Annotated in this window: 10 protein-coding genes; 6 read left to right on the top strand and 4 right to left on the bottom strand. The window is 57.2% G+C overall.

The genetic code is table 11. The features are described from left to right. The first annotated feature begins 10 nt into the window (after positions 1 to 10). The 4 genes from KW838_RS10720 to KW838_RS10705 all read left to right on the top strand — a co-directional run bounded on the left by KW838_RS10720 (position 11) and on the right by KW838_RS10705 (position 4,543). Complete coding sequence (locus KW838_RS10720; protein WP_102698852.1) at positions 11 to 904, top strand: glycine betaine ABC transporter substrate-binding protein; 894 nt, start codon at positions 11 to 13, stop codon at positions 902 to 904. A 12-nt stretch (positions 905 to 916) separates the two neighbouring features. Further along, positions 917 to 1,570, top strand: coding sequence for an ABC transporter permease (locus tag KW838_RS10715; RefSeq protein ID WP_102698853.1), 654 nt, complete (start codon positions 917 to 919; stop codon positions 1,568 to 1,570). After that, positions 1,567 to 2,724: a betaine/proline/choline family ABC transporter ATP-binding protein gene (locus KW838_RS10710; protein ID WP_218501066.1), complete on the top strand. Its 1,158-nt coding sequence runs from the start codon at positions 1,567 to 1,569 to the stop codon at positions 2,722 to 2,724. Before KW838_RS10715 ends, KW838_RS10710 begins: the two co-directional genes overlap by 4 nt. A 655-nt stretch (positions 2,725 to 3,379) precedes the next feature. Then, positions 3,380 to 4,543 carry a type III PLP-dependent enzyme gene (locus tag KW838_RS10705; RefSeq protein WP_217837179.1) on the top strand — a complete coding sequence of 388 codons (1,164 nt, stop codon included), beginning with the start codon at positions 3,380 to 3,382 and terminating at the stop codon, positions 4,541 to 4,543. Between the two features lie 159 nt (positions 4,544 to 4,702). Here KW838_RS10705 and KW838_RS10700 read toward each other — a convergent pair whose 3' ends face one another. After that, complete coding sequence (locus KW838_RS10700) at positions 4,703 to 5,464, bottom strand: tetratricopeptide repeat protein (RefSeq protein WP_218501065.1); 762 nt, start codon at positions 5,462 to 5,464, stop codon at positions 4,703 to 4,705. Next, positions 5,465 to 6,145 (bottom strand): Fe2+-dependent dioxygenase, encoded by a 681-nt coding sequence (locus tag KW838_RS10695; RefSeq protein WP_007973074.1) that lies wholly within the window; start codon positions 6,143 to 6,145, stop codon positions 5,465 to 5,467. It abuts the gene before it with no gap. 207 nt (positions 6,146 to 6,352) lie between these two features. Here KW838_RS10695 and KW838_RS10690 point away from each other — a divergent pair, with 207 nt between their 5' ends. Both KW838_RS10690 and KW838_RS10685 read left to right on the top strand, forming a co-directional pair. Further along, entirely contained in the window at positions 6,353 to 8,677 is a 2,325-nt protein-coding gene (locus tag KW838_RS10690; protein WP_218501064.1) for a TonB-dependent siderophore receptor, read from the top strand. A gap of 254 nt (positions 8,678 to 8,931) precedes the next feature. Next, a complete protein-coding gene (locus tag KW838_RS10685; protein WP_218501063.1) occupies positions 8,932 to 11,460 on the top strand; it encodes a sulfite reductase flavoprotein subunit alpha in 2,529 nt (842 codons plus the stop codon). Positions 11,461 to 11,498: 38 nt separating this feature from the next. On the opposite strand, the gene KW838_RS10680 is transcribed toward KW838_RS10685, so the two are convergent. Then, positions 11,499 to 12,398, bottom strand: a complete 900-nt coding sequence (locus KW838_RS10680) for a hypothetical protein (RefSeq protein ID WP_218501062.1) — start codon at positions 12,396 to 12,398, stop codon at positions 11,499 to 11,501. A 105-nt stretch (positions 12,399 to 12,503) separates the two neighbouring features. Further along, positions 12,504 to 14,750: an alpha-xenorhabdolysin family binary toxin subunit A gene (locus tag KW838_RS10675; protein WP_218501061.1), complete on the bottom strand. Its 2,247-nt coding sequence runs from the start codon at positions 14,748 to 14,750 to the stop codon at positions 12,504 to 12,506. Positions 14,751 to 14,997 lie beyond the last annotated feature (247 nt).

Here is a 14,997-nt window from a genome sequence, read left to right as displayed (position 1 = left end):
AGGAACTCTCATGAAAACAACAAGCTTTTTACTAGGCTGCGTTCTGCTGTGCGCAGGATTTGCCCAGGCCGCGGAAAAACCGTTGATCCGCATCGGCGCCCGGGTGTTCACCGAACAGACCCTGCTGGCGGAAATCACCGCGCAATATCTGCGCACCAAGGGTTACGACGTGCAAGTGACCGGCGGTCTCGGCAGCAACCTCGCCCGCAGCGCCCACGAAAGCGGTCAACTGGACATGCTCTGGGAATACACCGGTGTGTCGCTGGTGGCCTACAACCATGTGACGGAAAAACTCGACAGCGAACAGTCCTACGCGCGGGTGAGAGAACTCGACGCACAAAAAGGCTTGGTCTGGCTCACTCCGTCGAAGTTCAGCAACACCTACGCCCTCGCCCTGCCGAAAAACGTCGCTGACCAATACCCGCAGATCAACACCATCAGCGAGCTGAACAAGGTGCTGCGCAAGGAGGCCAAGACCAACAATCTGGTGGCACTGGATACCGAGTTCGCCAACCGCTCGGACGGACTCGCAGGCATGGTGCAGCTGTACGACATGAACCTGACCCGCAACAACATCCGGCAGATGGATGCCGGCCTCGTCTATACCGCGCTGCGCAATGGCCAGGTGTTTGCCGGCCTGGTCTACACCACTGACGGTCGCCTCAATGCCTTCAAGCTGAAATTGCTGGAAGACGACAAGCACTACTTCCCCGACTACACCGCCGCGCCCGTGGTGCGTCAGGCCTATCTCGATGCGCATCCGCAACTGGCCGCACAGCTCAAGCCACTGGCGGAACTGTTCGACGACAACACCATGCGCGAGCTCAACGCGCGGGTGGACGTCGATCACCAGAGCCCTTCAGCCGTGGCCGCCGATTTCCTGCGCCAGCATCCATTGAACTGAGAAGGAGAAGTCATGGAATTCTTGAACGCCTTTTCCCATCTCGACTGGCAACAAGCGATGCATCTGACCGGGCAACACATCACGCTGGTCGGCATCGCCGTGACCCTGGCGATTCTGGTCGGTGTGCCACTGGGCATCCTGATGACGCGCTTCCCGAGTCTCGCCGGGCCTTTGCAGGCCAGTGCCACGGTGCTGCTGACGGTGCCGTCGATTGCCCTGTTCGGCCTGTTGCTGCCGTTCTACTCCAAATTCGGCCAGGGCCTCGGCCCGATGCCGGCGATCACCGCAGTGTTTCTTTATTCACTGCTGCCGATCATGCGTAACACCTACCTGGCCCTGACCAGCGTCGAGCCGGGCATCCGCGAAGCGGCCCGCGGCATCGGCATGACGTTCGGCCAGCGCCTGCGCATGGTTGAGCTGCCCATCGCCGTGCCGGTGATCCTTGCCGGCGTACGCACCGCCGTGGTCATGAACATCGGCGTCATGACCATCGCCGCCACCATCGGTGCCGGTGGCCTCGGTGTACTCATCCTCGCTTCCATCAGCCGCAGCGACATGTCGATGCTGATCGTCGGCGCCGTGCTGGTCAGTGTATTGGCGATCATCGCCGACCTGATCCTGCAGGTACTGCAACGCTCGCTGACTCCAAAAGGACTCCTGAAATGATCGAACTTCAAAACCTCAGCAAGACCTTCCAAAGCAACGGCAAGGACGTGAAAGCCGTGGACTCGGTGAGCCTGACCGTCAATGAAGGCGAAATCTGCGTGTTCCTCGGGCCATCGGGTTGCGGCAAAAGCACCACGCTGAAAATGATCAACCGCCTGATCAAACCCACCTCGGGCAAGATCCTGATCAACGGCGAAGACACCACCGGCCTCGACGAAGTGACGCTGCGCCGCAACATCGGCTACGTGATCCAGCAGATCGGCCTGTTCCCGAACATGACCATCGAAGAGAACATCGTGGTGGTGCCGAAACTGCTCGGCTGGGACAAACAGAAGTGCCACGACCGCGCCCGTGAGTTGATGAGCATGATCAAGCTCGAACCCAAGCAGTACTTGCATCGCTATCCACGGGAGTTGTCTGGTGGCCAGCAACAACGGATCGGCGTGATTCGCGCCTTGGCAGCAGATGCGCCATTGCTGTTGATGGACGAACCGTTCGGCGCGGTCGACCCGATCAACCGCGAGATGATCCAGAACGAATTCTTCGAGATGCAGCGGGCGCTGAACAAGACCGTGATCATGGTCAGTCATGACATCGACGAGGCGATCAAGCTCGGCGACAAGATCGCGATCTTCCGCGCCGGCAAACTATTGCAGATCGATCACCCGGACACCTTGCTCGCGCACCCGGCAGACGACTTTGTCAGCAACTTCGTCGGCCAGGACAGCACGCTGAAACGCCTGCTGCTGGTGAAGGCCGAAGACGCGGCGGACAACGCGCCCTCCGTCAGCCCGCAAACCCCGGTGGCTGAAGCGCTGGAGTTGATGGACGAGCATGACCGACGCTATGTGGTGGTCACTTGTGCCGAGAATAAAGCCCTGGGTTACGTAAGACGTCGCGACCTGCACCGTCAGACCGGCACCTGCGCGCAGTACCAACGCGAGTTCAACGCCACGGCGGCGTACGACGAGCATTTGCGCATCCTGCTGTCGCGCATGTACGAGTTCAATCGTTCGTGGTTGCCGGTGATGGATGCCGAGCGGGTGTTTTTGGGTGAGGTGACGCAGGAGTCGATTGCGGCCTACCTGAGTTCGGGACGTTCGCGGGGGATGAAAACCAATATTGTCTCGCCGGCCGAGGCAGTAGTCGCCTGACAGCTTGCTTGGTAAAAATACAAAACCTGTGGGAGCGAGCTTGCTCGCGATGGCGCCATTTCAGGCAACTACGATGCCGGCTGTGAAAATGTCATCGCGAGCAAGCTCGCTCCCACAGGTTCTGTGCGATTTTCCAGTGATTCGCAGGCCGGAAAAAAATATCAACAGTAGCGACTGCAAAACCTGTCCGGCAACACGCTCCGGAACAGTCAATTCCCCTCTCATTCGACCTTTCCGCAGCCAACGTCGCCGATGTTGACGCCATCGTAGTTACTAGCGAGTTGGCGTACAACAGCATCGAACGTGCAGGTATTTTTAACACTTCGCAATTCTTCGGGAACATCCGACTGTCATCTGAGTCGGTTACAAAGAGTGATGCCCGCAACGCGCGTCAGAAGAGTGCAAAAACGCGACATTTTTTGTTGATCTCAAGCCCCTCACGCCCTAAAGTTCGCGCCGAACGTCCATGCTGGAAACGATCCATCCGGCTCAAGTACTGACGACGAGACAGCAAGGCCAAGGGAAAGCTGCACTTCCCATGGCCTTTTTGCTTTCGGCGACATGCCTTGGGAAGTAGGCGAACCAAAGTGGGGATACGGAGGACGTTCATTTGCACCCATTGATTACTAACGTTTGCCAGTAGGAGCTCCCAGGTATGTCGATCCAGGTCGAAGACTATTTCGCGCGCGAAACTTTTCAGAAAATGAAGGCGTTCGCCGACAAACAGGAAACCCCGTTCGTGGTGATCGACACCGCGATGATCGCCCAGGCCTACGACGACCTGCGCGCCGGTTTCGAATTCGCCAAGGTCTACTACGCGGTCAAGGCCAACCCGGCCGTCGAAATCATTGACCTGCTCAAAGAGAAAGGCTCGAGCTTCGACATCGCCTCGATCTATGAACTGGACAAAGTGCTGGGCCGTGGCGTCAGCGCCGACAACATCAGCTACGGCAACACCATCAAGAAATCCAAGGACATCCGCTACTTCTACGACAAGGGCGTGCGCCTGTTCGCCACCGACTCCGAAGCCGACCTGCGCAACATCGCCAAGGCCGCCCCGGGTTCGAAAGTCTACGTGCGTATCCTGACCGAAGGCTCGACCACCGCCGACTGGCCGTTGTCGCGCAAATTCGGCTGCCAGACCGACATGGCCATGGACCTGTTGATCCTCGCTCGTGACCTGGGCCTGGTGCCTTACGGCATCTCGTTCCACGTCGGCTCGCAGCAGCGCGACATCAGCGTCTGGGACGCGGCGATCGCCAAGGTCAAAGTGATCTTCGAGCGCTTAAAAGAAGAAGACGGCATCCACCTGAAGCTGATCAACATGGGCGGCGGCTTCCCGGCCAACTACATCACCCGCACCAACAGCCTGGAAACCTACGCGGAAGAAATCATCCGCTTCCTCAAGGAAGACTTCGGTGATGACCTGCCGGAAATCATCCTGGAACCGGGCCGTTCGCTGATCGCCAACGCCGGCATCCTGGTCAGCGAAGTGGTGCTGGTCGCACGCAAATCCCGTACCGCGGTAGAGCGTTGGGTGTACACGGACGTGGGCAAGTTCTCCGGCCTGATCGAAACCATGGATGAAGCCATCAAGTTCCCGATCTGGACCGAGAAAAAGGGCGAGATGGAAGAAGTGGTCATCGCCGGCCCGACCTGCGACAGCGCCGACATCATGTACGAAAACTACAAGTACGGCCTGCCACTGAACCTGGCCATCGGTGATCGTCTGTACTGGCTGTCGACCGGTGCGTACACCACCAGTTACAGCGCCGTCGAGTTCAATGGTTTCCCGCCGCTGAAATCGTTCTACGTGTAAATACTGCGTAGAAAACAAAAAGCCCACGACATGTCGTGGGCTTTTTTGTTTTACGCCCCCCCCCTGTGGGAGCGAGCTTGCTCGCGATGGCGACAGGTCAGTCAACATTGATGTTGAATGTCATGACGTCATCGCGAGCAAGCTCGCTCCCACAAAGATTCAAGAGACCGGGGTCAATTCGACGACTCGATGATGAAATTCGTTGGCCAGCGCATGAATCCTCGGATCGGTCGCGCCCATCAACGCCTGACTCGCCACTCGCAGAAAATTCAGGTTGCCACCGGCCAACGCCTTGCGTAGCCAGACCAACGCATCCTCGATATTCCCTTCGTCGGTCAAGACCGCTGCAAAGCTGAACTGCCCGCGAAAATCCCCGCCCTCGGCCGAACGTCGATACCAGTCGCGGGCCGCGCGCAAATCCATGGGACACACCCGCCCTTCTTCCAGGTATCGACCCAACAGGTTCATTGACTTGGCATGACCCAAGTGTGCTGCGCGTTGATAGAAGCTGAACGCCAGCGCTGGATCCTTGTTTAACCCCCGCCCGGTCGCCAGCAGGTTGGCGTAGTTGTACATCGCCCAATCCAGTCCGGCCTGCGCCGCGACTCGATAATGCCGTGCAGCAAGCGAGGCATCGGCAACACACCCCCAGCCATGTTCATGACAACGGCCGAGCATATTGCGTGACATCAGGTGCCCCTGGCGCGCGGCAATGCCAAACCAGCGCAACGCCAGCGGCCGGTCCTGCGTTATTCCCTGGCCGTCGAGCAGAATCTGCCCGAGCAAGGCCTGGGCCTCGACTTCACCTTCACGTGCGGCGATCAGGATGGCCTGGGCGGCGCGGGCCGGACTTTCGTCGAGCATGGCGCGCAGGCGCTCGCCGTCGAGCATTTCCTCTCGGCGTAAACGAAAATCCGCCACTTACACCTCGACCCAGCGACGCAACAGATTGTGATAGGTGCCGGTCAGGCGAATCAGCGATGGATGATCAGGGACATCGCGGGTCAGTTGCTGGATGGCCCCGTCCATCTCGAACAACAAGGCGCGCTGGCTGTCTTCACGCACCAGGCTTTGCGTCCAGAAAAACGAGGCAAGTCGCGTTCCGCGTGTCACCGCGTTGACCTTGTGCAGGCTGGTGCCGGGGTACAGCACCATGTCGCCGGCGGGCAGTTTCACTCGCTGGGTGCCGAAGGTGTCCTGAATCTCCAGCTCGCCGCCGTCGTAATCCTCAGGCTCGCTGAAGAACAGCGTGGCGGACAAATCCGTGCGCACCCGCTCGATGCTGCCTTTGGGCTGACGCACCGCGTTGTCGATATGGAAATCGAAACTGCCACCGGCGGTGTAACAGTTCACCAACGGAGGAAAGACTTTGTGTGGTAGTGCCGCCGACATGAACAGCGGATTTTTCCACAGCCGCTCCAGCATCGCCGCGCCGATCTCCTTGGCCAACGGATGCCCTTCAGGCAGTTGCAGATTGTGCTTGGCCTTGGCCGACTGGAAGCCGGCGGTGATCTTGCCATCGGCCCAATCGGCCTGTTCCAGAGCCTCGCGAATGCGCTGCACCTCGTCTTTCTCGAACAGGCCTGGAATGTGCAGCAGCATGACAAGACACCTGAATACAAAGGGGGTGCCAATGGTATTGATTCTTATTGCCTGTGTAAAACACATCTGACGAATGAGTCAGCAGAAACCGTAAGGTTAAATTGTAAAGATTGTAAATTCAGTGCGAATAGTAATGTTTCGCAATTGTTACGAATACCTATTTACCCTATATTCCGCGGCCTCAAATCCTTGGGGAGGGGAATTCAAATGTCGCGTCAACAACCACAAGTACCGGTCAGTTCACCACGTCTGCTCGCATCGGCCATCGGCATGGCGATTACTGCCGGCTCTGCGGGCCACATGGTTTTCGCGGCGGAGAAAACCGACGGGAAAGCACCGGACAATGTGATTTCGCTGGGCGCCACCGCCATCACCGGCGAAGCCCAGGACGAGACAACCTACAACGTAGAGAAAGCCTCCTCGCCCAAGTACACCGCACCGCTGATCGACACGCCGCGCTCGGTGACCGTTGTTCCGCAACAAGTCTTGAAAGACACCGGTTCGCTCAACCTGCAGGACGCGCTGCGCACGGTTCCAGGCATCACCTTCGGTGCCGGTGAAGGCGGTAACCCGCAAGGCGACCGTCCGTTCATCCGTGGTTTCGACGCCCAGGGCGACACCTATCTGGACGGCGTGCGCGATACCGGCTCTCAGAGCCGCGAGATCTTCGCCGTTGAATCGATTGAAGTCAGCAAAGGCCCGAACTCCGCGATCGGCGGCCGTGGCGCAGCGGGCGGCAGCATCAACCTGGTCAGCAAGAAAGCGCACCTGGGCGATTCGCTCGACGGTGGTTTCACCTGGGGTTCCGACCAGACCCAGCGCTACACTTTCGACGGCAACTACCAGTTCACCGACACCGCCGCTGGCCGCCTGAACCTGCTGAGCCACGAGAGCAACGTCGCCGGGCGTGACAGCGTCAACTACGACCGCTGGGGTGTTGCACCGTCCCTGGCCTTCGGCCTGGGTACGGACACTCGCGTCAACCTCGACTACTACCACCTCGAAAACAACGACACGCCGGATTCGGGCATTCCTTACTCCATCCCGACCGGAGGCTCGACTGCCCGTACCAAGGCCAATCCGGACAAGCCGAATGATGGCGGCGACAGCAGCAACTTCTATGGTCTGACCGACCGTGACTTCCGCAAGGGGCGCACCGACACCGCGACCTTCGCCATCGAGCACGACCTGAGTGACGCGCTGACCATCAAGAACACCCTGCGTCACGGCACCAGCATGCAGGATTACATCCTGACCCAGCCGGATGACAGTAAAGGCAACGTCAACAATGGCAGCGTCTGGCGCCGCGCAAACACCCGCGTGAGCAACACCGAGACCACCACCAACCAGACCGACCTGTTTGGTGACGTCTACATCGCCGGGTTCAAGAACAGCTTCTCCACCGGTGTCGAATACACCCACGAGGAAAATGAAAAGTCCTCGTACAACGTCAACACAGACACCACCCCGGGAACAGCCGCGGTAACCACCAACTGCTCGCCGGCCCTGATCGGCGCACCAAGCGGCTACAACTGCACCTCGCTGTCCAACCCGACCCCGAATGATCCGTGGAGCGGCGCCATTTCGCGCAACTACGCCGGCACCGACACCAAGGCCGACACCTACGCACTGTATGTGTTCGACACCCTGACGTTGTCCGAGCAGTGGCTGGTGAACATGGGCCTGCGCTACGACCATTTCGACACCAGCTACAAAACCTTCAACGGCTCCAGCGTGACCACGTCCAAGGGCGATGACACCAGCGAATTCATTACCGGTCAGTTCGGCGTGGTGTACAAACCGGCGGAAAACGGCAGCATCTATGCGTCCTACGCGACGTCTGCCACTCCACCGGGCAACACCCTGGGTGAAGGTTCGGAAGGCAACCCGTTGGGTGGCACGCCGGATCGCAACGGCAACCTGCTGAAAAGCGACATGGAGCCGGAAACCACCAAGAACTACGAAATCGGTACCAAGTGGGACCTGTTGAACAATCGCCTGTCCGTGACCGCCGACATCTTCCGCACCGAGAAAGACAACGCTCGGGTGCAAACCAACACCACCACTTATGAGAACGCCGGCAAAACCCGCGTTCAAGGTATCGAACTGTCGGCCAGCGGCAAGCTCACCGACAAATGGCAAGTGTTCGCCGGGTACGCCTACATGGACAGCGAACAAGTCGATGGCGGCGATCTGCCGGCCAACAAAGCCAACGATGGCAACGAACTGCCTAACACGCCGAAGAACAGCGCCAGCCTGTGGACGACCTATCAGGTCACGCCGAAGCTGACCATCGGTGGCGGTGCGTTCTATGTCGATGACGTGTTCGGCAACGTAGCCAACACCACCATGGTTGATTCCTACGTTCGTTACGACGCGATGGCAGCCTACAAGCTGAGCAAAAACGTCGACCTGCAACTGAACGTGCAGAACCTGACCGACGAAACCTACTACGACAAGGCATTCTCGACTCACTTTGCCAACCAGGCGGCCGGTCGTACCGCGTTGCTGAGCACCAACTTCCACTTCTGATTGCCACTCACACTGCAATCCCTGTGGGAGCGAGCTTGCTCGCGATGACGGCGCCACATTCAACATTTATGTTGGCTGACACACCGCTATCGCGAGCAAGCTCGCTCCCACAGGAGAGGGTGAAAGCGAAATCAGACCCGGCCCCGTTCATTCACATGAACGGGGCTTTTGTGCGTAAAAAAGAATGCTTCTCGACAACCCCACGGCATAATGCGCGCCGTGATGAATCAACTTGAACGAACAAGGCGAGCGACGTGTTGAAGAAAACCCTGTTCCAGTTGCACTGGTTTTTCGGCATCAGCGCCGGACTGGTCCTGGCCCTGATGGGCATCACCGGGGCGATGGTGTCGTTTCAGGATGAAATCCTGAGCACACTCAACCCTTCTGTATTGCAGGTCGAAAAACAGGTCGCCGGTGTGCTGCCGCCTGCCGAACTGGTGGAGCACATCGAAGCCGCTTCGGGCAAAAAAGTCTCGATGCTCACCGTGGAAACCGACAGCGGCAACGCCGCCAAAGTGTGGTTCACCCCGCCGCCGGGTGAGCGCCGTGGCGAGATGCGCTACTTCGACCCGTACACCGCCGAATTCCTCGGCGACGCCGCCGGCCAGGATTTCTTCGGCCTGATGCTGCAACTGCACCGCTTCCTCGCCATGGGTGACACGGGTCGGCAGATCACCGGTGCGTGCACCTTGATCCTGGTGTTCTTCTGCCTGTCCGGCCTGTACCTGCGCTGGCCTCGCCAGTGGAGAAGCTGGCGCGCCTGGCTGACCCTGGACTGGAAGAAAAAGGGTCGCAGCTTCAACTGGGACTTGCACTCGGTGGCCGGCACCTGGTGCCTGGTGTTTTATCTCCTGGCAGCGCTGACCGGGTTGTCCTGGTCCTACGAGTGGTACAACAAGGGCCTGACCCGGTTGCTCTCCGACTCACCGCAGAACGAACGCGTTCGTGGCGGACGTGGCCCTGCGCCGCAAGGTCCGGCACCGACGGCTGATTACGCGGCGATGTGGAGCAGCATCTACAGCGCGGCCGGCCCGCAACTCAGTTCCTATAACGTGCGCATGCCGCCAGTGGCCGGCCAGCCTGCGACCGTTTATTTCCTGCTGAAAACCTCGCCCCACGACCGGGCGCTGAACCAGATCACCCTCGACCCGGCCACGGGCGTGGTCAAACGGGTTGACCGCTACAGCGACAAGAGTCTCAAGGCGCAACTGCTGACCAGCATCTATGCACTGCACGTCGGCAGTTACTTCGGTATCGTCGGGCGCATCCTCCTGACCCTCACTGCGCTGAGCATGCCGCTGTTCTTCGTCACCGGCTGGATGCTGTACCTGGATCGTCGCCGCAAAAAACGCCAGATCAAGGACGCTCGCCAAGGTCTCGTAACACCCACTGATGACGCACCGGCCTGGCTGATCGGTTTCGCCAGCCAGAGCGGGTTTGCCGAACAACTGGCCTGGCAGACCGCCGGGCAATTGCAGGCCGCGGGCCTGCCAGTGAAGGTGCAGCCGCTGGCGGACGTCAGCGAACAGGATTTGCAGGACTCGAACAACGCACTGTTCGTCGTCAGTACCTTCGGTGATGGAGAAGCGCCGGACAGCGCCAGGGGGTTCGAACGCAAGGTGCTGGGCCGTACGCCAAGCCTGGAGCGCCTGAACTATGCGGTCCTCGGCCTCGGCGACCGGCAATATCAACACTTCTGCGGATTCGCCAAACGCCTGCACACCTGGCTCGGCGAACACGGCGGCACGACCTTGTTCGCCCCGGTGGAAGTGGACAGCGGCGATCCCTACGCGTTGCGTCACTGGCAACAGCAACTGGGCCTGCTGACCGGCCACGCGCCCGTCGACACCTGGCAAGCGCCGAGCTACGACAACTGGACCCTCGCCCGTCGTGAACTGCTGAACCCGGACAGCAGCGGATCCCCTGTGTACTTGCTGGGCCTCAAGCCACCCACCACCAGCAGCTGGCTGGCCGGTGACCTGGTGGAAGTCTTGCCGCGCAATTGCCCATGGGCGATCGAGCACTTCCTCGACGGCCTGGGGATTCACGGTGAGACCAAGGTGCAGCTCAACGGCCTGGAGGAAACCCTCGAACAGGCCCTGGCCAGCCGCCAGTTGCCGGAGAACCGCGCCCATCTGGTCGGCCTGCACGCGCAGGCGCTGGCAGAGGCCCTAGTGCCGCTGGCCATGCGCGAATACTCCATTGCGTCAATCCCGGCCGATGGCGTGCTGGAACTGATCGTGCGCCAGGAAGTGCATGCCGATGGCAACCTCGGCGTCGGTTCTGGCTGGTTGACCGAACACGCCCCTGTGGGCAGTTCCATCAGCCTGCGCGTGCGGCGCAACAGCGGTTTCCATCTGCCGACCCAACCGGTGCCGATGATTCTGCTGGGTAACGGCACGGGTCTGGCCGGGTTACGCAGTTTGCTCAAGGCGCGGATTGCTGACGGTCAACAGCGTCAGTGGCTGCTGTTTGGCGAGCGTAATCGTGAGCACGATTTCCTCTGCCGCGCGGAACTGGAAGAGTGGTTGATCAACGGTGATCTGGCGCGTCTCGACCTGGCCTTCTCGCGGGATCAGGCCGAGAAGATCTACGTGCAGGATCGTTTGAAGGAGTCGGCCGAGGAACTGAAAAAATGGCTGGCAGAGGGTGCGGTGATTTATATCTGCGGCAGTATGCAGGGGATGGCCACCGGGGTTGATCAAGTGTTGCAGGAAGTCCTCGGAGCATCGCAGGTAGAAACGCTTATCGAACAAAACCGTTATCGCCGCGACGTCTACTGAGTGCAGCCGGATCTCATCCGGCTACAACTCCACTTTGCTCATTGCTCTTCAACAGCATACTTACCTTTATGGCGCATGAAGTCTGACCACTCCTGCAACCTGTCTATCCGCAGTTGCAGTGGGGTCAGCAAGCTGGCAACCAGGTTCAGTACCAAGAGCAATGTCGAATACGTCGATGAAGCTGATATCGAGGAAAGCCTGTCAATCATCACCGTCAATAACAGCTGAATCCTGTTCAGAAAATTGCCGAAGTTGAAGAGTGCGGAAGAGGAGGACGCGTAAATGCCTGTCAAACGATACAGCTCCAGCGTTTGCGGTTCAGGATCGCCTTTGTACGGCCTCCTGAAATCGAAGGGGGAGGTCCCGGAACCCGAAGGAGCCTTATGCGGTGAGTAGCCGTACGCCTCTATTTTTTGTTTTCTTGCGGCAACGATGCGGTAGAACATTGGATGAATCCCTCGCTCCATCGAGGAGACATTCAATCTGTACCGTTCAACTGTTTTCAGGTGGGTGCGGCACTCGTCAATGAAAAAGCTCACGACTCCGGAAACGTTGTAAAGGCTGCAAATGGCAAGGTGAGGTTGGTGGAGGTCGAACGGAGCGCACCCCAAAGTATCAACAGGCACCCGTCGATAACGCGTCACGCCTGGCTTGGCCTCGATGAAAACCTGCCGAAGATCTCGGGCTTGATCGACGCAGGCCAGCACTCCCGCCCGTAGCGGCTCCACATCATCCACCAGGGACTGAAATCTGGAGAGATCGGCGTCAGCCTCTTCACTTAACTTCTGCGCATAGGCGCCTAGCACCTTTGATGTCTCTGGGGTGGAGTGAGTGATGAAATCCTTGTGGAGCACCTCGTTCAAGAACAATTTATATGCGCGCAACGAAATAAAATCATCTTCCTGAAAAAACAAGACATCCCTGCTCTCGTCGCTCATGGGCGTCTCCTGCGAATATTCAATCCCGAGCAATACAATCATTAAGATGCCGTGCATCGAGAGGCTTGACGCACGGCCATTCAAGGTCGGTGTGAAACGTAATACTTACAGATAAGAAAGCTGATTCAGGTAACCGACAAAACCATTGGCGGTAGAGAAAAATTCTGAAATCTGCTTACTCAATGGCATAGCCTGATGAGCCTTCATCGAGCTCAGGAAACGCGACACTGTTTTGTCGATCTTGTCGAACTCTGCCACGTAGAGCTTGCGCTGCTCATTCATCTCGCCAAAAACTTCGATCAGCTTGATCTTGTCGGCAGTGATTCGTGCGCTGTGTTTTTCGGCAGCGATTTGCGCCTGCACCTCCAACGTCTTATCACGAAGTACCTGATTCTGTTTTACCATCAAGACAAAGGAAACACTCCTGACTGCGCCCTCCAGGTCCTGTTTCACTTTTTCGATCGCTGCCAGCACAAGATCAAGCTGAGATGGCTTGGCACCGAGTTTCTTGACCGCCTCGACACTCAGTTCGATATTTTTGGTAATACCGGAAATTCCGAGTTTATTGAGTTCATCCACTGCTTCGTTGATGACTGCACGTTTTTCTTCAAGATCAGTCAGGCTGGAATTCAAACGTTCCAGTACGACTTCACGCTCTGACACGTCATTCATCAACGAGGCCTTGAATCCCTGCACCGTCGTCTCGTCGTAGTCTGCGTTGATATTCTTGAGGCTCTCACTCAACGAGTTGGAGATTTCACCGACGGATGCCTGTGCCTCGTTTAACAACACAGCCTGCTCCCCATGAATTTCATCGACCTCTTCGGAACCTTCTTGCAGCTCTTCATCGAGCGACATCAACTGTCCAAGCGTGGACTTAAGTAGAAATTCGGTTTTCAGAGCCTTTTCCCTGACCACATTGGAGCAGCTCGAAATATCGACCGAAAGTGCTTTAAACTTTTCACTCAAGTCCGGAAGATAATCAGTTTTCATAAACAACAACTTTGCTTCCACTGCACTGTTACGCAGTTTCGAACTGCTGCCCTGCAAGACATCGGTTTGCACGCCAGGGTACATATCACTTTGCATTAAAGACCTCCTTGATCTTTTTCCTTGAAAACCGTGCTCCCTCATGTATTCCACTTCCGCCTCACGGAATAATTCAACTAGCTCATCAGCATTGTCGTGGATTGCGCGCCATGGCGCAGCGACCAAGCGAAATTGAGTAATGAAGGCTAGCAACCGAACGCCGCCTTCGATCTTCGAGATCGCTTTTCCGGAGCTTTCGATGTAGGTATGGAGCACATTCCAAGTATGAACCACGTTATTTGTCGCCACTTCAGCATCCAGAGCGACCGTTTGCATATCCTGCATGTCACTTCTGATCCGTGCGATCGAGCCCAGGGTCTTGGACTTGCTCTCAAGGCTCTTGATGGCCGCTTCCTGGAGGCGGCTCAGATCATTGCGCCGGGATCGAACACTTTCAGCTTCGACTCCGATATAGATGGCAACCCCCAACCCTATGGGCGAAAACTTGCTCGCCGACTCAAGCGACTTCATGACCAGCGCCTTGTACTCTTTATTCAACTCATCAATCTGATTAGCGCGCTCCTTGATCTCGTAATTCAAACTCTCGATATCCGCCGCGTACGTATTGCTCTCGAGAGCCAGTGCCAGCAACTTGATCGTGGGAATGACATCATTAGTCAGTTGCCGACTAAACGTATTCAGATCGGTTTTGATTTCAACGGCCGTCTGCAGATGCTCCTTGACCTGTTCGAAGATCAGATCCAGAACATCCCCCAGATTCGGGATGGTGTCCTCTTCCAATGCAAGATCCGGGAACGGTTTGCCTTCTTTCACTTCCCAGTCACGCAATTCCTTGTAGTTGGTGATTTTGTGTGTGCCCAACGCCTTTGCAAGCTTGATATCAGCGAAAATCTCCTCGACCGACGTAAGGTATACCTCCATGCTCAAAGCAAACACATTCAAATGGGTTCCCGTCAGCATGATGCGAGAGCGCAGGGGGGACCACAAACTGGCATGCGAGTTTATCTTCGTAAAAGACGCGAGAAAGTCTTCGGTTGTGAAACCCTTGCCACCGTCTTCGTCGCCAAAACTCAGATAGGTCGCAAGGGATCGCTCGTTGGTCGGAAGTGCCAACCCTACGGCTTCGTACTTTCGCAGTGAAATGATTTGGGCTTTGGTCAGTATCAACCCCTTTGGGCGGGTAATGTCACTCGTGGCCCCGGTCGACAAGGACATCAGCGATTGGGGGACGACGGCTGCAAGATTTGCAACTTCATCTTCATTTTTGCCCTCCAGGCTCTTTTCCCACAATACAGCGGACATAGCGATTCCTCTCTAAAGTTTGACGCTTAACCAGACCTTTTAACGTTCATAGCCTGCTTATTCGCCATCAAATTAAGAAAAGAAAGTAAGCAACCCTCCAATATCGATCAAGAAATGAAATATATGAAAATGTGATAACCAGCAAACCAGAATAAAACCCCAGCAAAAAACATCTAACTCAGCGAATAACGAGAATCACTGAAACTTCAATCAACATCTACACTTCAACACCCAGCCCACGTACTCG

It is taken from the genome of Pseudomonas sp. PDM27, assembly GCF_019219205.1.
Classification (GTDB): domain Bacteria; phylum Pseudomonadota; class Gammaproteobacteria; order Pseudomonadales; family Pseudomonadaceae; genus Aquipseudomonas; species Aquipseudomonas laurylsulfatiphila.
This window is presented reverse-complemented; position numbering and strand designations above follow the sequence as displayed.